Origin of the sequence: Chitinophaga eiseniae (assembly GCF_900167135.1) — a bacterium.
GTDB classification, from domain to species: domain Bacteria; phylum Bacteroidota; class Bacteroidia; order Chitinophagales; family Chitinophagaceae; genus Chitinophaga; species Chitinophaga eiseniae.
In genome coordinates, this window is the sequence record NZ_FUWZ01000008.1 from 26,237 (window position 1) to 45,156 (window position 18,920).

Genomic DNA, 18,920 nt, shown 5'->3' on the forward strand with positions numbered 1-18,920 from the left:
AGTAGGGATTGAAGAGTTAGGAACGGACAGCCCTGCCGGTAAGGCCGATGAATACATCTTCCAGCGTGATCTTCCCTTTACGGGAAACGGCGATCACGTCGGGATCGTTGCGGTGTGCCGCTATCAGCGCTTCTGGCGTATCGATGGCAATTACGCGTCCATGATCGATGATAGCGATACGGTCGCACACCGCTTCAGCTTCTTCCATAGAATGGGTGGTGAGCAATACCGCATGGCCCTGGGCTTTGATGGCTTCGATACGGTCCCAGAGCTGCCTCCTGGACTGCGGGTCCAGGCCGGTAGTGGGTTCGTCCAGCAGCACCAGCTGCGGATCGTGGATGGTGGAGATGACCAGCGACACCCGCTGTTGCTGCCCGCCGGACAACTGCCCGAAACGTTTGGTCCCGGAATCCTGCAGGTTGATTTCCACCAGCTTCTCCTCTACTTCTTCGGGGGTCAATTCTTTGCCGTAGATACCGGCAAACAACCGGATGATCTCGGCGACGGTCAGTTCCGCCTGAAAACTGGTGGACTGTAACTGTACGCCCATGTTGGCTTTGGCGTGTAGCGGCTGTTGAAGGATGCTGAAACCAGCTACGTTGATTTGCCCGCCCTGTGGCCGCAATAGCCCTTCGATAGCGCTCAGGGTGCTCGTCTTACCAGCGCCGTTAGGTCCCAGCAGACCAAAAATTTCACCGGACGCGACGGTAAAGGATACTCCTTTTACCGCCTCAAAAGGGCCATAGGACACGCTTAACTGGTCTACCTCCAGAATTGCCCTTTGTTGATTACTCATGTGCTGACTCGATTTTGGATAAATGAACAGGTTACAATGATACAAAAACCAACAAAGGACACAGGAGAAATAAGGTAAGTGACCTGTACAGGTCGGTAAAGTGCATTTTTCGGGCGGTAAAGAAGTCGTCAGAGCGATACCAGCTGCCGCCGCAAAGCTTCCAGCACCATGCCGGTACGGCTTTGCACGTTAAGCTTATGGAAAAGGATTTCACGATAACCGTCCACCGTACGCTCGGAGACGTTCATTTTTTGCGCGATGGCCTTATAGGTAAGATCGCTGCAGGCGAGGCTGAGGAATTCTTTCTCCCTTTCGGTGATGGTCTCCTGCTGTTCAGACTGCAAGATCAGCCGGCGGTAGTTGACATTGGAGGCGTCGTTGTGATAGTAGCCTGATTCATGTATCTCCCGCAGGGCTTTTTCCAGTTCTACCGGGTGAATGTCTTTGAGCAGATAAGCACAGCAACCGGCTTTGAGCATGGTGATAATGGTCGTGTCATTTTCCTTCATGGACAAGGCCGCAATGCGGATGCCCGGATACTGTTTCTGCAGCAGTGCGGTCGCTTTGGGCCCATCCATGACGGGCATGTTCACATCAAGCAATACAATGTCCGGTTGGACAGGCAGCGCTGTGATCTTATCCAGCAGCTCTTTTCCGTTGACTGCTTCTGCCACAATACTAAAGCCGTTAAAGCCCGCTATGAGCAGGCTGAGTGATTTGAGGAATAACTGATGGTCGTCTGCGATGGCAATTTTGATGTTCATAACTGATTTGGTTCAACGGGTAATTTTATCAACACAGCAGTACCTCCTGCATCCGTCACTTCCCAGTTGATCGATCCGCCCAATAGCTGGGTGCGGTGTTGCATGTTCCGGATACCCAGTCCGGTGGCGGACATACCGGCTTTGTCAAAACCGGCGCCGTCATCCGCGATGATCAGCAACAATACCCTTTCGGCTATACGCAGACTGATGTCTATCACTTGCGGGCGGGCATGTTTCAGGCAATTTTGCATGGCCTCCTGGATAATACGGAACAGAATGATCTGCGGTTCGGACTGTAGCGGCAACTCCGCCAGCTCGTGGGTAAACTTTACTTTAATGGTACGACTGGCATTAATACGGGCCACTTCGCTCTTCAGGTTATCGATCAGACTAAACTGATCCAGCCATTGGCGACTGAACGATTTGGACAGTGCGCGCAGGTGATGAATGGCCGTACTGAGGGTTTCTTCCGCGGTCTTCAACGTTTCCGGTGCATCGGTCAGATTACGTTGAGTAACATTGATTAACAATTTGGTGCTGGTTAACAATTGGCCAATATCGTCATGAAGCTCCTGCCCCAGGTGGGCAAAGGTTTCTTCCTGTATTTCAATCTGTGACCACATCAATTGTTTATCATACTCTTCCTTCATTAATTTAAGCTGATGCAGGTAAGCCTGTTGTTTTTTCTTGTAGTTGATGATCGCCGCAATCACTATCAATCCCATGATGATAAACAACAAGGTGAGTAATATGACTGCTACGAAGAAATCCTGTTTGACCGGAAGCATATGATGCTTTTTATCAGCATAATATACAACAGGTAATTGGATAATGAGTTCAAAATCGTAAAAAGATGTTTGGCAGACCGTGCATCACCGGCCAGTAGCAGGTTGTAAAAGCCATTGACACACATGGACCCCGCGAAATAAAAGAAGAACGCGAGGGTCAGCCAGAAATTTGGATGCCGGAATATAGACGCTTCACTATTAGGGCTAATCGAAAAAAAGGACAAAAGGCACCAGCATATGACCAGGAAGCTCTCAATGGTGATATTAATACCCGGAAAATAACGCCAGCCGCCATAAACAAAACTGTGTGCGAGTGACACTACCCCAAACACGAATATCGACACCCACATCAGCAACCGCCAGCGCTCATCCTTGATTCCTGACCGTAAAATAATTGTTATCAGACTATATTCCAGCACCACAAAAAAGTGGTATACAATAAAGAAATGGGAACCACGCTTTCCGATCACTTCAACCATCACCTCTGATAATATGGAGAAACCCAATAACACAGCCAGCTGCTTCACCTGCGTGTACTGCAGGTTAAACAGGCTAATGGCAAAACATGTCACCAGCATCGCATAGTACCCATAGATCCATCCGTTCATTCAGCGTAGCATTTTTTTTAGGAATTTTCTAAATCGAGTCGGGTTACCGCTCCGAATGGATGCCCGCTGGCCTTCAGCGCCGCCAGCAACTGGTCCATCAGCTCTTTCTTTTCTCCGCCGTTACCTCTTTCTTCAATGCCAGGATCACCAGGACCGCTATCCAGCACACCTGCGGTGGCTTTCTCCAGCAGGACAGGGAAACCAATGTTGACATGGTTGGCATCCAACCCCTCGCCCATCAGACTCAGTTTGTTGTTGTCTTCCGGAATGACAAAATGAAAGCGTACAAATTCACAGCCGGGCTGGCTCAGCAACCGGAAAAGGGAAGCCTTGCTAAACTCTACAGAGTACACGCCCTGAAAAAATTCTTTTACCTCAGGATTCTGGGAGAGGTAATTGTAAAAATGAAACAGCATTCCGAAATAAGCACTCACAGTAACCGGCATCCCGTAAGTTTTGGGATCCCCGGTAAAAGGCATGTTGGAGTCGAGAGGGATGGTGGTATTCTCGAGATATCCCTGGCTATTGGCGGTATAACCGCTGACAATCATTTTGTCGCTCATGTTGTTGTGTTTAGTGAAAACAAATATTCAACATTTTTTTCATGCTTATACCGGGGTTTTCCCCGGGTAGCTCCCCGGGAGATTTCCTGTTACACGCTATCAATAATATATAAATATATTGACATGCTGAATTTTACCCCTGACCGATATGCCCAACCTTTCATGATAGCCCGCTTTTATATAAATTGCAGCAAAACCCATGGCCATGAGTCAACAGGACACCCGTGTAAACGCCTACATCCTTAAATCGGCCGATTTCGCCCGGCCCATACTGGAACACCTGCGGGACCTCGTCCACAAAGCCTGCCCCGAAGCTGCCGAAACCATCAAATGGGGCATGCCTTTTTTTACCTGCAACGAACAACTCCTCTGCAGTTTCGCGGCTTTTAAGGCCCACTGCTCCTTTACCTTCTGGAAAGGCGCCCACATGGACGACCCGGACAACATCTTCCGGAAAAGAGGCGAAAACGGCATGGGGCAGCTGGGAAAAATCACCAGCCTGAAAGACCTCCCCTCCGATAAAATCTTTATTAAATACCTGAAAACCGCCGCCAAACTAAGCACAGCCAGCACACCACCCGCCGCCCAAAAAACCACCCCAGGCAAAAAAGAACTGGAGGTCCCGGACTGGCTGCTGTCTGCCATTAAAAAAAATAAAAAGGCATGGACCACCTTCGATGCCTTCAGCTACAGCAACAAAAAGGAATATGTGGAATGGATCACCAGCGCAAAAACAGCGGCAACCCGCGATAACCGCCTCACAGACGCTTTAGCCTGGATGGCCGAAGGGAAAATCAGGAACTGGAAATATGTGAAGTAACTTATGCAGAAATTTTTAACTCCTGGCTATTTTGACTAGGTCGTACCAATAGCTAATCAAGTGTAAAATTCGTAAACTCCACTAGCCGGCACAATATCCTTTCAGATGGATACCTAAAATTAAGAACCCACTCTACGAGTGGGTTTCATAATTTCCTACGTCAAAGAGAATTTTAACTGTTGCTTTACGTGACCTCTCTCATTATTTACGATCGATTTATCATGAAGCAATTCATAAGCTCTTTCCTTTTCCAATATTTTAAACCACATGATCGCAGGGAAATTTCTATTCGAATGAATTTCCAATCGGTAGATAATTTTCTCGGTAGGCTTTCTGTGTTTATTTATAATCTGGCTTAACTCTGTGGGATCTACATCTATCTCTTGTGCAAACTGCCTGTTTTTCTTTTCAAGACGGGTAATGTACTCCTTTAAGAAATATCCGAAATAGAAATTCTTATTGAAGGAATCCGCTTTCAGGTAATCCTCAATCAGAAATTTTAATTGAAGCAATTGCGAAATCAGTTTACTCTCCTCAGATTGACTTTCTTTTTGTTGTTTTCTGACTTGCCTTAATACTGACAGCATCTCCCCCCGCTTGGCAGGGTCCTTAGGTCCCGGGAACACGAGTGATTCGGCTATTTCCTCCGGACTATGCTTCTTTTCGATTTCCTTGTACGATTTCATATCCGCGATTTTTCTTTTCTGCACATTTAAAGTTAATGATGATCATTACCCGACGATCGTTACGCTGCATCCAGGTACATTTTGATCAGCTTCCTCGCACCCGGTTCAAATAGTATCATAAATCCATTGGGCCTTCTGTCCGATTTCACAGGGATGTATTGAAATCCGTACTTAGCCGGATAATGGTCTAATAAAGAACTCTTGGGCACTAAAAATACACATCCCTCATGCCCTCTTTTAAATGACTCCCTGCAAGCAAATGCAATTAAACACCCACCAATACAATCCAACCGCTTTTCCTTCCCTATATTTTCAGACGACACTTCCAGTAACTCAATTTCAATCGCGTCAGTAGCTTCATCGGTATGATCAATCAGGCACATCAGCCCTAAAATAATATCGTCTTCTTTAAGGCGTAATTTGTAGACTTCTTTTTGCCTATATTGGTTCCAGTTAAATTTATCGAATTGTTCCCGGCTCTTTTTCACCACCTTAAAATCAGCCAACGTCATTGGCTCGATCACAGCCATCAAATACGAATTAGTAAACACCTCTTTTAATTTTACCTCGAATTGAGCTATCTCCATGCCCTTTGTATTTCTAATCAAAAGTACAAAAAAAATTTACTCTTTTGTAAAGTATTTACATTTTTGTAAAGCTTTACAAAAGAGTAGAAAATCACAATTAATTGACTATCATTTACTTTTAAAAAAGACCTATTAAAGAACGTCTCTCTATATTATTTAAACGGAAGATTATGTTTTGAATCAGGCTCTCTCGGAGTTTCAGAAAGACTTACTACATCATCTTTAAGCAACAGATCAATCATCGACAAAATAATTGTATTCAGATCTGCAGGAACTTCCTTTTTATATTTACATGCAATAAAATCAACATATTCACTGATGGTCATCTTTCCGGTAGCATCCAGGAATACCATCTGAGGCCAGGGGTCAAGAGTGATCATCCGGGAAGCCTGAAAGTCCTGGATTGCAATCATTTCATTACTAAACCGGAACCACGGTCTTGTACGGAAAAAATAAGAATTTTTTATTCAGCCCCCCTGCCTATACTACCGCCACCCCAATCCCGGCGCAACATGCGTTAGGATAGACGACAGCACGTGCACATTGTAATCAACTCCTAATGTGTTGGGTATTGTTAAAAGAAGCGTATCCGCTTCCTGGATCGCTTCGTCTTTAGCCAGTTCTTTTATCAGTTGGTCCGGCTCGGCAGCATAACTTCTTCCAAAAATAGCACGCCTGTCACTTTCAATAAACCCTATCTTGTCCGTCCTGTCAGCTTCCCCCCCGAAGTAATACCTGTCCTGGTCGTTTACCAGCGCAAATATAGACCGGCTCACGGACACTCTCGGCTCACGCTGATGCCCGGCCTTCTTCCATGCCTCTTTATAGAGCCTTATTTGTTCTGCCTGTTGCACATGGAAAGGTTTACCGCTTTCATCATATTTCAGGGTGGAACTTTGAAGGTACATGCCGTTTTCTGCGGCCCAAACAGCTGTAGCATTGGACGCCGCTCCCCACCAAATCCGGTCCCGCAACCCTTCGGCATGCGGCTCCAGGCGCAGTAAACCCGGGGGATTCGGAAACATCGGATATGGGTTAGGCTGGGCAAACCCGACACCTTTTAACTTATCTAAAAATTCCAGGGCTTTACGACGTCCCATATCGGCATCCGTTTCCCCTTCTGCCAGCTCATAACCAAAATAACGCCAGCCATCAATGACCTGCTCCGGCGATCCTCTGCTAATACCCAACTGCAACCGGCCTCCCGAAATCAAATCCGCAGCCCCGGCATCTTCTATCATATACAGCGGATTCTCATAGCGCATGTCGATTACGCCGGTCCCTATCTCTATGCGGCTGGTCCTGGCGCCGATAGCCGCCAGCAGCGGAAACGGAGATGCCAGCTGAGCAGCGAAATGATGCACCCGGAAATAAGCGCCATCCAAACCGATTTCTTCGGCTGCAACCGCCAGATCGATCGACTGAAGCAGCGTATCCCCCGCTGTACGGGTTTCATAGGCAGCATTATTGGACCAGTGTCCGAATGATAAAAACCCTATTTTTTTCATACCACTCCTTTATGTGTAAAAAAGCGCCTTACAATTTCAGCAACCCCGACCTGTAAAGCGTATTCACCGGCTTGTTATCCCAGAAAAGTTCAAAATCCTCCAGGCCTGCCGCTTCATAACTGTCTTTGATCTCCTGCAACGTATAGGTTTTAGGGTTAGCTACCGCTACCTGCGCCAGCACGCCCGCCAGCCATTCCCCCTGTGGTGGTGGCACGCTGATATTCATCTTTTCTTTTTTATTCTGAAACGTGAAAGATGCCACCTCCCAGGTACTGCCCTTCTTGGATTTGGTGATCACTTCCATCGAAGGTTGTTTGCCCAGGTATACCACTTTGCTGGTAGGTTTGATAGTCCCAGCCTCTTCCTCTGTCAGCGCTTTGGTGATAAAATCCGGCGCCACACTGGTTTTCGGCACTTTGAAGTCAAACCATTTCTGCAACGGGTAATCCAGGCAGGCGCCATGCATGAAGTTGAGCAGCGACTTCTTCAGGCCGTAGCTAAAACTCTCATGGTCTGCCCCTGTGGGGTCGATATGCATAATATCGTTATTGGCGAAAGAACCGACCGCCTCGCTCTCTTTCTGCACGCTGAACTTCGCGGGCTCCAGTCCTACAGGGCTGTGGGCCGTCATGGTAAACTGGTGCCAGAAAGCAGATTGCAAAATACCTGCTGCAAACATCTGTCGCACCATTTCCAGCGAATCGATGGTCTCCTGCGCTGTCTGCGTGGGGAAGCCATACATCAGGTAGGCATGCACCATGATGCCTGCTTCGGTAAAATGACGGTTCACCCGCGCTACCTGCGCTACGGTGATCCCCTTCTGGATAAGGCCCAGCAAGCGGTCAGACGCCACTTCCAGTCCACCGGACACGGCGATGCAGCCGGACGCTTTGAGCAGCAGGCAGAGGTCGCGCGTGAAACTTTTCTCAAAGCGGATATTGGTCCACCAGGTGACGGTCAGCTTACGCCGGATGATCTCCAGCGCCAATGCCCGCATCAGTGCAGGCGGCGCGGCTTCGTCCACAAAATGGAACCCGTTCTGGCCGGTCTGCGCTATGATGGTCTCCATCCGGTCACACAGCATGGAAGCGGCTATCGGCTCATACACGCGTATATAGTCCAGCGAGATATCGCAGAAGGTGCATTTGCCCCAGTAGCAGCCATGGGCCATGGTCAGCTTGTTCCAACGCCCGTCGCTCCAGAGGCTGTGCATGGGGTTCACTACCTCAATGGCCGACACGTACTGGTCCAGCAGCAGATCGCTGTAATCCGGCGTACCTACCTGGCTCTGCTTGTAATCGTGGCAGGAGGCGTTGTTGACATAGGTCACCGCACCGTCCTGCAACAGGAAGGTACGTTTCAGTGCTTCGATGTTTTTCTGTCCCTGGAGGTATTGAAACAGGTTCTCCATGGGCGCTTCGCCGTCGTCGAGGGTGATGAAGTCGATAAATTCAAACACCCGTGGATCGCTGAGCGAGCGCAGTTCTGTATTCGGGAAACCGCCGCCCATAGCTATTTTCACCTGCGGGTAATGGGCTTTGATCCACTGCCCGCAGCGAAAGGCGGCGTACAGGTTACCCGGAAAAGGAACAGAAATAGCCACCAGTGAGGGCTGTACCGCCTCCATCCGGGCAGCCAGCAGGTCTGTCAGGATGTGGTCTATATAAGTATACCCTTCGTGAAGGGCGTCATACAGTTCATCGAAACTGTTGGCGGAACGGCTTAACTTTTCGGCATAACGGCTGAAGCCAAAGTGCGGGTCCACACATTCCATAATGAGGTCCGACAGGTCCTCCAGGTACATGGTGGCCAGGTGTTTGGCCCTGTCCTGCGTGCCCATGGACCCAAAAGCCCAGTGCAGATCGTCCAGCTGGGCAAACCGCGACGCTTCCGGCAGAAAATCGCGTTTGCTGATCTGGTGCGCCAGCGTAGGGTTTCTGCCCTGCAAAAACAAAATAACCGCGTCAATAGTGTTCACATAGTCGTCCTGCAGCGCAATGATCCGGGCGACATTCTCCGAAAGTTCCGCCCGCGGCTCCGCCCCGATGCTGTCAAACAACTGCTGCAACCCCTGTTTTGAAAATAAAGCCAGCGTGACTTCAATACCCAGGTCAGCCTGGAAAGCACTGATCCCTTTAGTGTTCAGGAACCCCTTCAGGTAGGCTGTGGCCGGATATGGCGTGTTCAGCTGCGTAAATGGCGGTGTTATTAAAAAAACAGAATGACTCAAAACAGGTTATTTTAAAACGCAAAGGTAGGTCATATTAATGAAAGATAGCAGGGCTGCGGATGTACGCATGAAAACACAAACAACCAGTTTACTTCTTCCGATGTTGCCCTCACTGCTTTTAGGGACCAGGAACACAGGCTTTTGCAGATGCCCTCTCCTGTTATGTCCTTTGGTACTTTTCATTGTTTTTCTTTTTCATTTTTTACCCTTCGGGCGATGACCGCCTGGCTTCTGTAGCGTGTAGGCGTTACAGTAGCCTCGCGTAGTCGCCATGTACAGGCCATCTGTCGCCTTGCATCCGGAGCCAAATAAGTTTCAGGTCCAAATTCATCATTCACCATTCTCAAAGTCCATACATCCGGACAATAACAGTGCAAAACATCTTTGCGCTCTTTGCTCCTTGTATGCTTTGCGAGAAAAAATATTACCGGCGCTCAACCGCAGCGCCATCATACTGATGTACATCCATAAAAAAGGAGATGAACAGCAGCTGTTCATCTCCCTATATTTTTAAAACACCGTCTTACTAAAATTTCACGCTGCCTCCCAGTGTTATCCATCTGCCGGGCATAGGCACCGCGCCGGCTTCCACATAGGTCACGTCCAGCAGGTTATTGGCATCTGCATACACCTGGAAACGGCTTTGCTGGTAAGCGATACGGGCATCCACCACGGTATAGTCCTTATAGTTGATACGCATATTGTAACGCGCTGTGGCAGACACCATCCAGTGCTGCAACAACGAAGCCCTTACACCGGCGGTAAGCTGATGGCGCAGACTTTCGATCACATAACGGGAAATCTTTTTACGGTTGTCATCTCCCTTAAATGAAGGCGACAGATAGTTATAACCGGCGTTGGCGGCAAAGCTGTTAAACACCCCGGAAGCAAAAGTAGTAGCATAACCGGTCTGCAATGAAAATCCTTTAGTGTCTGCCCGCTGGAAATTCTGCGGCTGCCATGGCTGCGGCAGGCTGTCTTTCACATAATCGATAAAATCGGATATCTGGCGGTAAAAAACACTGCCGGAATAGGAGAACTTACCGCTGTACTTACGGATACCGGCTTCCATGTAGGTAGCTTTCTCTACGCCCAAATTAGCATTCCCGAGGATAGCGGGACTTTTATAATACAGGTCGGTATACGTTGGTAAACGTTGTGCCGTCCCGATATTGGCATACAGCTTCAGATCGGAAGTGAGGTTAAAACCTGCATCTGCGCCGGGGAAGAACTGCCAGCCATAGGCAGAGTTATAGTTCAGGTAACCACCGACGGAAAAGCTGAACCGTTTGTCGGCCTTGCTTTTATACTCACCGTAGATACCGATATTGGTACGTTCGTGAATACCAAGATTATTACTGTTGATAGCTTCATAACGCGCTTCAGCGCCAGCGCCGAAAGAGCCGATGGCCGTTTCAAAACGGTTGTTCAGCTCCACGTCCACGATGTTGTTGTCGTGCAGGTTGGCGCCTGCTTTATTTTGTTTAACATAGAGATAATTGTCCTCCGTATAACGGTAACTCACCCGCGGGGTCATCTCCCATTTTTTGCTGATCTGTATTTTATCGCTGACGGCCGCCAGGAAAGTTTTCACGGATTCTTCCGATTCTTTGTCGCCAGGAGCGGCATAAAATCCGTTGGCGCCGTAGCTGTTTTTCACGAAACCGGCCAGCGCGCGGATATCGTGGTTGGCCGACGGCTGAAAGGCGCCCTGGTAAAACGCCCGGTAGTTGTCATACGCCGTGTTGTAGCGGTAACCGTTGCCGCTGTTGGCACTGAGCGACAGCGACTGGCCTGCGTTGCCGGTCATCAGTGTGCCGGTGGCGCCGATACCGTACCCGCTGTACAATTTGTTTTTTTCGTCTTTTTTGAAGCTGCTGCCGGCGTTGGCGCGGACGACTGCGCCCGTTTCCTTTGGCTGACGGGTGATGATGTTGATAGCGCCGTTGAGGGCGTTGATACCGTATACCCTTGCCGCCGCGCCCCGGAGTACTTCGATGTGGTCCACATCGTTGAGGTCAACGGGCAGGTTCATCATATTGTGACCGGTTTGCGGATCGGTGATTTTGATACCGTTCAGCAGCACCAGCGTCTGGTCGAATGTACCGCCATCGATGCCGATATCTGCCTGTACGCCTCCCGGGCCGCGCTGACGCACGTCCAGGCCGGGCACAAAGGCCAGCACTTCATTGATGGAAGTAACCGCCAAAGCGTCTATCTGCCTGCGGCTGATGATGGTAATATTGCGGTTGGCCGCCTTTAAAGGCGCTGCCAGCCTGTTCTCATGAACAATCACCTCGTCGAGGTTATGGGTGGCCATGGCAGTGTCGGGGCGCTGCTGGGCGGCTGCCCGGCCACACAGGCCCATCAGCAGGAATATGAAAATTGTACGACTAGTCGAATGAATGTGCATTCTGTTAAAATTGGTCAAAGCGGCGCAAAAGTACAGAATTATTTACAACCGCCCCGCAGCGCATCCTGTACTGTCCTGTCCGCCGGTCATATTTTCTTCCGGGTATAAATATTAGACATTAACTTAACGGCACTGCTTACTCCTAAAAGCTTTATCATGAAATTCCACGTATATCCTTTACTGATCTTGCTTTGCTGTCTCAGCGCATTACCCGGCCACAGCCAGCTGCCTGCCAACCCGGCGCTGCTGCAAAACCGGTGGACGGCCTCCTGGATCAGCTGTCCAGGCATCGCCCAGCGGGCCTATGGTGTCTATCATTTCCGTAAGGCGGTCACCCTGGCGGCTAAACCATCAAAATTTATTGTGCACCTGACAGCCGATAACCGCTACCGCTTTTTTGTGAACGGTCAGGCGGTATGCATTGGCCCTGCGCGCGGGGACCTCTACAACTGGAATTACGAATCGGTGGACATCGCCCCTTACCTGCAGGCAGGCAATAACACGCTGGCCGCCTTGGTCTGGAATATGGGTGAACATGCGCCGGTAGCGCAGGTGTCCAACCAAACCGGCTGGCTGTTGCAGGGAGACGGCGAGGCGGAAAAGGCCGTCAATACCAACAGCAGCTGGAAAGTATATCACGATACCGCTTATACCCCCTGTTCCCTCGACAATGGCGCACGGATGCGCAGCTATATGGTGGTAGGTCCGGGCGACCGGGTGCAAGGCTCAGCCTATCCCTGGGGCTGGGAACTATCGGGCTACGATGACAGCGGCTGGAAAACCGCCAGCGTTCTCACGCACCCTGCCTCTTTCGGCTACGACAGCGATAACCGCTGGACGCTGGTGCCCCGCAGCATCCCGCTGATGGAAGAAGTGCCGGAGCGTATGGGCGCCGTACGGCGCAGCAGCGGTATCACGCCCGTTGCCGGCTGGCCCGGCCGGCCAGGTACACTCGAGATACCCGCTCATCAGACCGTCAGCATACTGGTAGACCAGACCTACAACACATCCGCCTACCCACAGCTGACCGTGTCCGGCGGCAAAGCGTCGAGCATTAAAATGACTTACGCAGAAGCGCTGTTCCGCAACCATCAAAAAGCTAACCGCAACCAGGTGGAAGGCATGGAGATGATCGGCAACTACGACATCTTTGAGCCCGACGGCGGCGACCACCGCACTTTCCGGCCCCTATGGTTCCGTACCTACCGCTACCTGCAACTGGATATCACCACCGGCGACCAGCCGCTCCGCATCGATGACCTCTATGGTATGCGCACCGGTTACCCGTTTGAAGAAAAGGCTGCTTTCAGCAGCAACGATACTACGCTGACGGCTATATGGAACATCGGCTGGCGTACCGCCAGGCTCTGTGCCGGCGAAACGTACTTCGACTGTCCTTACTATGAGCAACTGCAATACGAAGGCGATACCCGCATCCAGTCACTCATCTCCCTCTATGTCGCCGGCGACGACCGGCTGATGCGCAAAGCCATCCACGATTTCTACTGCTCCCGCGTGCCCGAAGGGCTTACGCAGGGCCGCTACCCAAGCAACCGTCTCCAGGTGATCCCTCCTTTTTCCCTTTACTGGGTGTCTATGCTGTACGATTACTGGATGCACCGGAAAGACGATGTTTTCCTGCAACAGTATCTTATGGCTGCCCAGGGCGTGCTGGACTGGTACGAGCGGCATATAGACAGCAGCCGCATGATGCTGGGGCCTATGCAATGGTGGGGCTTCACCGACTGGAACACCGCATTCCCCGGCGGAGTGCCCGATGGCGCCACCAACGGACATTCTGCTGTGATTACCCTGCAATATGCGTATACGTTACAACAGGCCGCAGCACTGTTTAGCGGCTTCGGTAAACAGGCGCTGGCACAACATTACGGCCGCCTGGCGCAGCAGCTTACCCAAAGCGTGTACCGTCAGTGTTTTGATCCGGCCCGCAATGCCATGGCCAATACACCGGAGAAAAAGACTTTCAGTCAGCATGCAGGCATCATGGCGGTGCTATCAGGCGCTATTCCGGTCAACCAGCAACAGGCGGTCCTCCGCCGCCTGATGACAGATACAACACTGAGCCAGGCTACCTTCTACTACCGGTTTTACCTGAACCAGGCATTGAAGAAAGCAGGCATGGCCCATCAGTATTATGGTCAGTTACAACCCTGGCGCGATATGCTGGCCATGGGGCTTACCACCTTTGCAGAAAATCCGGAACCGACCCGCTCCGACTGTCATGCGTGGAGCGCCAGTCCCAATTATGATTTTCTTGCCACTATCTGTGGTATTGTTCCGGCGAAACCCGGCTTTGCAAAGGTGAAGATTGCGCCCGCCCCCGGTGAGCTACAACAGGTAAAAGGCCGTATGCCGCATCCTATGGGCGATATAACGGTATCGCTTGTACGAAAAGGTACGCATGGCATTACCGCAGACATTACGCTGCCGGCCGGACTGGATGGGGTGTTTGTGTGGGAAGGAAAAGAGAAGGCGTTACACGGCGGTCAGCAAACAGTTACATTCTGATATACAGGAATTTTCAGATGCTGGAATTTGAGATTCCTGGAGCGTCATCCGAAGATCCCGGAATCTCAAATTCCAGCATCTGAAAATTAAAAGATAGATTCAAAATTTCCGTCCGTCATTACCTGCTCCAAACGTGCGCCTAATGCCTTTTTCTGCGCCCAGTACATGCTTCCGCCCGTACTAATGCGTTTTACGCCCAGCGAGGTCAGTTCATCGAGCCCCGGCAGGCCTTTCATGGCAAGGACGTTCACCGGCAATTTCGTGGCGGCTACCACCGCCTGTATGTCTGCAGCATCCTTGATAAACGGTACAAAGAGACTGTCGGCGCCGGCATGTTCGTATAGTCGTGCACGTTTGAACGTTTCTTCCAGTTTACCGGGGACGTCCAGCAGGAAGGTATCCGTACGGGCATTGATAAAGAGATGTTGCCCTTTTGCGGCCAGGTGGCTTTTGATAGCGGTGATTTTTTTCACAAAATCATCGGCAGGCAGCAGGGCCCTGGTGCCGGAAGGAGCGGAATCCTCCAGGTTAATGCCGGCCACGCCGGCTTCCACCAGTTGATCGATATTGGCCAGCAGTCCCTCCAGGGTATCGCTGTAACCGGCTTCTATATCGGCAGACACCGGCACCTGTACACTTGCCACAATGCGGCGGATGACATGCAGCAGTTCCCCGAAAGAAATGTTTTGCCCGTCGGCATAACCCAGTGTATCCGCGATGGCGGAGCTGGAAGTAGCAATGGCTTTAATGCCTTTTTCCTGCATCACGAGGGCGCTGGCCACGTCCCATACGTTACTCAGCAACAGCGGGGTATCCTGGTGATGTAATTGTTTGAATCGTTCGAAAGCAGACATGGTTTCCTGTTTATAAATGATTAACATGAAATGTGCCGGAGATGACCGTCACCGCTTCTCCGCGGAGCAGCACACGGTCCCCTTTCAGTTCTACCTCCAGTTCACCTCCCCTTGCAGAAGCCTGGTAGGCGTTAAAAGTAGTTTTACCCAGCTTGTCCGCCCAATAGCGGGCAAGGCAGCAGTGCGCAGAGCCGGTCACAGGATCTTCGTTGACGCCCAGTGGTACGGCAAAATAGCGGGACACAAAATCATAGGGACTGTCACTGTCGCCCGGGGCAGTAATGACCACCGGATAGGACTCCAGCAGGTGGAAGTCAGGCACGAACTGTGCGACCGCGCCGGCTACCGGCAGTTCCACGATATAACGGTCATGACTATACACCGCATAGTTGTAGTTGTCCTGGAACAGCTGGCGTAAGGCCGTAGGCAGTACCACGTCTTCATAAGTCCGGGCGGGGAAGTCCAGTTCGATCAGGTGGTCCTTGCCGGTGGCTGTCAGCAGGCCGCTGCGCACTGTATAAAAACGTAATGGCGTGTCTTTTGGTTCCAGCCCGTTGCTCCAGAGCACATGTGCGCTGGCCAGCGTGGCATGGCCGCAGAGCGCTATTTCCAGTTTGGGCGTAAACCAGCGGAGGCTGTAGCCGTCGGCCTGTTTCAGCAGGAAAGCGGTTTCAGCGAGGTTGTTTTCCGCGGCGATGGCCAGCATTGTTTCATCGGGCAGTGGTGTCTCCAGCAGACATACTCCGGCCGGATTGCCGGAGAAGGGTTTATTGGTAAAAGCATCTACCTGGAAGAAGCGGATATCCATATCGTGGGAGATTGTTGAGCAGCAAAAATGCGACAATTCCCCCGCCTAAAACAGACGCAGTTTTTTATTTTTTAACCATATCAGATGAATTGGTTACATCCGGTAACAGACCGCGTTGATATTCATCCCGGCGCCTACGGACGCGAATACGATCACGTCGCCCGGATGCAGGGTATGCTCCGGCAGCTCGCCTTTGCGGACCATGTCAAACAGGGTGGGAATGGTAGCCACGGAGCTGTTGCCCAGCTCATGAATGTTCATGGGCATTACGCTGGCGAGGTCCGGTGCCAGGTCGTACAATTTGTACATTGCTTTGATGATCGCTTCATCCAGCTTTTCGTTGGCCTGATGGATGAATATTTTCTTTATCTGGGAAATGGGGATACCGGTAGCGTCTATGCAGGATTTGATGGCTTCAGGCACATGTTTGAGGGCAAACTCGTACACCCGCCGTCCCTGCATTTTTACGTATTTGATACCACTATCGTCTTCAGGGGAGTTAGAGACGCCGGTGCTGATGTAGTTTAGTTCCTGTATCGCGTAGGTTTGCGCAGCAGAAGAGAGAATGCCCGGACCACCGGCCGTCGCCTCCGCGGCCTCCAGCACCATGGCGCCGGCGCCATCGCTGAAGATCATGCTGTCGCGGTCATGGCCGTCCAGCACTCGGCTCAACACCTCTGCCCCGATGACGAGGCACCGTTTGGCGACGCCTGCGCGGATGAAGGCATCGGCCTGTATGACGCCCTGTAGCCATCCGGGGCAGCCAAAGAGAATATCGTAAGCCACGCAGTTGGGATTACGGATACCCAGTATATGTTTTACACGGGCCGCCAGTGAAGGTACGGCGCCCGATTGTATAGAACCCTGTTCCACGTCCCCGAAGTTATGCGCCACAATCAGCTGATCGATGGTTTCGGGGTCTGTGCCGGCATCTTCCAGCGCTTTTTGCGCAGCCCACGCTGCAATTTCAGAGGTATGCTGATCATCCGTTACATAACGGCGCTCGCCAATACCGGTGATCTGCCGGAACTTATTAACGATTTCTTCGCCCGGTGTGTCAATAACCACCTGCTGGGCATCATAAAAGCGATTGGGAATAAAATCCCTGTTCAGTTTAGCAACTGCGGGAATAAAGCTGCCGGATCCTTTAATAATAGTGTTGATCTTGTCCAATGTCTGAGTTTAATTTTTTTGATAAAAAGGTAAATAGGTTCACAGTCCCTACACGCACTTCATCCGGTTGCAGGGCGGATGGCACGTACCCTTCTAATGCATATAGTGTGCAGAAAAAATCCTGCCGGCTTACCCGGCTAATCAGACTTCGAAAGCAAATATATCCACCTGAAGGTACTTTTTTTGACCGATAAAAACTAATACGAGCCGGACAATATCTGACCGCAGTGCCGGAAAGACGGCCCGATTTTTTGTTAACTTTAAATCCAAACACTTATAAACCATATCAATATGACAATCCAGGAAATCGCTCAACGCCTCGCGGCTTATTGCGAAAAGGAAGACTACACAGGCGCCCACAAAGAGCTGTATGCGGAAGACGCCATCAGCATTGAACCGGAAGCCATGGGTGGCTTTGAGAAAGAAACCAAAGGCCTGCAAAACATCATCCGTAAAGGAGAGCTGTTTATGGACCTGATAGAAGCATCCTATGGCGTAAAAATATCGCCTCCGCTCATCGCTGGTAATGCTATCGCTTTCACGCTTGCCATGGACACGAAGTTTAAAGGCAGAGAACGCGCTACCTTCGAAGAACTCTGCGTGTACGTGGTAAAAGACGGAAAGGTCATTTCAGAGCAATTCTTCTTTTGAACTGAATACGCTCCTGAACAGAATAGCCCGGGGCCATTGCTCCGGGCTATTTTGTTCAGGAGACGGCAGCCGCCGACATCTCCTCCTCGTACGCTTTCCTGACCACCTTCGCCGTCTTATGATCGCCGGTATGGCTCCATCCAGGCGGCATAACGATATACAGCAGTTTGTTGACAATTCCCGGCGCCCTGCGGATATCTTTCCACAGACAGTACAGCTCACCAAAATAGACATCCAGCAAATTTCCCGGATTCATCTCCCGGGTGATACCATACTGTATCTTCACCTCTTTTTTCTCCGGCTGGAAAGTGCCAAATACCTTATCCCATATATTGAGCAGGTTGCAAAAATTGGTATCCATATATTCCGGGTTCTTCGCATGGTGTACCCGGTGGTACGACGGCGTAAGTATAATCCGGTTCAGGAACCCCATCCTGCCGTCCGGCAGAATGTTCTCCCCCACATGGATAAAGGCGCCCCAGGTGCCGTCTATAAACATGATCAGGAACAACATCGGCGGGTTCACACCGGCCAGTATACAGATGGAAGTGCGGATCACGTCCGCATACGGCGCCTCCAGGAAAAAGTGCGCATAGGTAACAGACAGGTTCATCGCCACCGGCGCATGGTGCGTGGAATGCAGACACCAGAAAATACGGACCTTATGCCCCAGGTAGTGATAAATAAAATGAGCGAACTCCCATATCACATAGCCATAGATAAACCAATACCAGGTAAACGTGGTCTGAAAGGGCGCTATTTTCTCAAATACCCCGATACAAAATGCGATGGCAGCTATGGAAATAAACCGGGAGATAAATCGATTAAGCACAAAGATCAGAAAAGGAATTTTGTAGTCTTCTATCTTAAAACGCTTGTAAATCAATGCACGGGTGATTTCTATCAGCAACAGCAACGGGATCACCGGTGAGATCACCCAAAGGATACCGTTGAATGTGAGCAACGAGGAATAATTGCCGGTACGGTACAGTTCAAGGAGGTTTCCGATACCCAGGAAAGAAATCACCTCCTGGTACAAAGTCTGGAAAATGGCCATAACAGGATAATTAAAAAAGATCAGTAACGCGGAAAAACTTCTCCCGGAAAATAATATAAATTCGGGAAGATTTTACCCGAAATTG

At 50.5% G+C, this 18,920-nt stretch carries 18 protein-coding genes; 3 read left to right on the forward strand and 15 right to left on the reverse strand.

The annotated features are described in order from the left end of the window. Window positions 1-16 precede the first annotated feature (16 nt). From B5D63_RS32560 to B5D63_RS32580, 5 genes are all read right to left on the reverse strand, one after another. Window positions 17-796 (reverse strand): ABC transporter ATP-binding protein, encoded by a 780-nt coding sequence (locus B5D63_RS32560; RefSeq protein WP_078673082.1) that lies wholly within the window; start codon window positions 794-796, stop codon window positions 17-19. A gap of 128 nt (window positions 797-924) precedes the next feature. Then, a complete protein-coding gene (locus tag B5D63_RS32565) occupies window positions 925-1,560 on the reverse strand; it encodes a response regulator transcription factor (RefSeq protein WP_078673083.1) in 636 nt (211 codons plus the stop codon). Beyond that, window positions 1,557-2,348, reverse strand: coding sequence for a sensor histidine kinase (locus B5D63_RS32570; RefSeq protein WP_078673084.1), 792 nt, complete (start codon window positions 2,346-2,348; stop codon window positions 1,557-1,559). Before B5D63_RS32570 ends, B5D63_RS32565 begins: the two co-directional genes overlap by 4 nt. Then, complete coding sequence (locus tag B5D63_RS32575; RefSeq protein WP_078673085.1) at window positions 2,318-2,956, reverse strand: hypothetical protein; 639 nt, start codon at window positions 2,954-2,956, stop codon at window positions 2,318-2,320. Before B5D63_RS32575 ends, B5D63_RS32570 begins: the two co-directional genes overlap by 31 nt. Window positions 2,957-2,973: 17 nt before the next feature. Then, complete coding sequence (locus tag B5D63_RS32580; protein ID WP_078673086.1) at window positions 2,974-3,519, reverse strand: hypothetical protein; 546 nt, start codon at window positions 3,517-3,519, stop codon at window positions 2,974-2,976. 205 nt (window positions 3,520-3,724) lie between these two features. Between B5D63_RS32580 and B5D63_RS32585 the strand changes: the two genes are divergently transcribed. Beyond that, window positions 3,725-4,339, forward strand: a complete 615-nt coding sequence (locus tag B5D63_RS32585) for a YdeI/OmpD-associated family protein (protein WP_078673087.1) — start codon at window positions 3,725-3,727, stop codon at window positions 4,337-4,339. A gap of 155 nt (window positions 4,340-4,494) precedes the next feature. Here the strand turns inward: B5D63_RS32585 and B5D63_RS32590 are convergent, their stop codons facing one another. The 6 genes from B5D63_RS32590 to B5D63_RS32615 all read right to left on the reverse strand — a co-directional run bounded on the left by B5D63_RS32590 (window position 4,495) and on the right by B5D63_RS32615 (window position 11,763). Next, complete coding sequence (locus B5D63_RS32590; RefSeq protein WP_078673088.1) at window positions 4,495-5,025, reverse strand: hypothetical protein; 531 nt, start codon at window positions 5,023-5,025, stop codon at window positions 4,495-4,497. 59 nt (window positions 5,026-5,084) lie between these two features. Next, window positions 5,085-5,612 (reverse strand): hypothetical protein, encoded by a 528-nt coding sequence (locus B5D63_RS32595; protein ID WP_078673089.1) that lies wholly within the window; start codon window positions 5,610-5,612, stop codon window positions 5,085-5,087. Between the two features lie 152 nt (window positions 5,613-5,764). Further along, window positions 5,765-6,025, reverse strand: coding sequence for a hypothetical protein (locus B5D63_RS32600; protein ID WP_078673090.1), 261 nt, complete (start codon window positions 6,023-6,025; stop codon window positions 5,765-5,767). 72 nt (window positions 6,026-6,097) lie between these two features. Beyond that, on the reverse strand, window positions 6,098-7,120 hold the full coding sequence (locus B5D63_RS32605) for an LLM class flavin-dependent oxidoreductase (RefSeq protein ID WP_078673091.1): 1,023 nt from the start codon (window positions 7,118-7,120) through the stop codon (window positions 6,098-6,100). 28 nt (window positions 7,121-7,148) lie between these two features. After that, a complete protein-coding gene (locus tag B5D63_RS32610) occupies window positions 7,149-9,350 on the reverse strand; it encodes a B12-binding domain-containing radical SAM protein (RefSeq protein WP_078673092.1) in 2,202 nt (733 codons plus the stop codon). 526 nt (window positions 9,351-9,876) lie between these two features. After that, on the reverse strand, window positions 9,877-11,763 hold the full coding sequence (locus B5D63_RS32615; protein ID WP_078673093.1) for a TonB-dependent receptor plug domain-containing protein: 1,887 nt from the start codon (window positions 11,761-11,763) through the stop codon (window positions 9,877-9,879). Window positions 11,764-11,919: 156 nt separating this feature from the next. On the opposite strand from B5D63_RS32615, the gene B5D63_RS32620 reads away from it, so the two are divergent. After that, window positions 11,920-14,292, forward strand: a complete 2,373-nt coding sequence (locus tag B5D63_RS32620; RefSeq protein ID WP_078673094.1) for an alpha-L-rhamnosidase-related protein — start codon at window positions 11,920-11,922, stop codon at window positions 14,290-14,292. An 86-nt stretch (window positions 14,293-14,378) separates the two neighbouring features. Here B5D63_RS32620 and B5D63_RS32625 read toward each other — a convergent pair whose 3' ends face one another. The 3 genes from B5D63_RS32625 to B5D63_RS32635 form a co-directional block, all read right to left on the reverse strand. Next, complete coding sequence (locus B5D63_RS32625; protein ID WP_159456253.1) at window positions 14,379-15,146, reverse strand: isocitrate lyase/PEP mutase family protein; 768 nt, start codon at window positions 15,144-15,146, stop codon at window positions 14,379-14,381. A 10-nt stretch (window positions 15,147-15,156) separates the two neighbouring features. Further along, complete coding sequence (locus tag B5D63_RS32630) at window positions 15,157-15,954, reverse strand: PhzF family phenazine biosynthesis protein (RefSeq protein WP_078673096.1); 798 nt, start codon at window positions 15,952-15,954, stop codon at window positions 15,157-15,159. A gap of 93 nt (window positions 15,955-16,047) precedes the next feature. Continuing rightward, the gene (locus B5D63_RS32635) at window positions 16,048-17,127 is read right to left on the reverse strand and encodes a 3-oxoacyl-ACP synthase III family protein (RefSeq protein ID WP_235021691.1); all 1,080 of its coding nucleotides are present in this window, start codon (window positions 17,125-17,127) and stop codon (window positions 16,048-16,050) included. 291 nt (window positions 17,128-17,418) lie between these two features. Here B5D63_RS32635 and B5D63_RS32640 point away from each other — a divergent pair, with 291 nt between their 5' ends. Next, a complete protein-coding gene (locus B5D63_RS32640; RefSeq protein ID WP_078673097.1) occupies window positions 17,419-17,778 on the forward strand; it encodes a SnoaL-like domain-containing protein in 360 nt (119 codons plus the stop codon). 55 nt (window positions 17,779-17,833) lie between these two features. Here B5D63_RS32640 and B5D63_RS32645 read toward each other — a convergent pair whose 3' ends face one another. Next, on the reverse strand, window positions 17,834-18,835 hold the full coding sequence (locus B5D63_RS32645) for a sterol desaturase family protein (RefSeq protein WP_078673098.1): 1,002 nt from the start codon (window positions 18,833-18,835) through the stop codon (window positions 17,834-17,836). Between the last annotated feature and the right edge of the window lie 85 nt (window positions 18,836-18,920).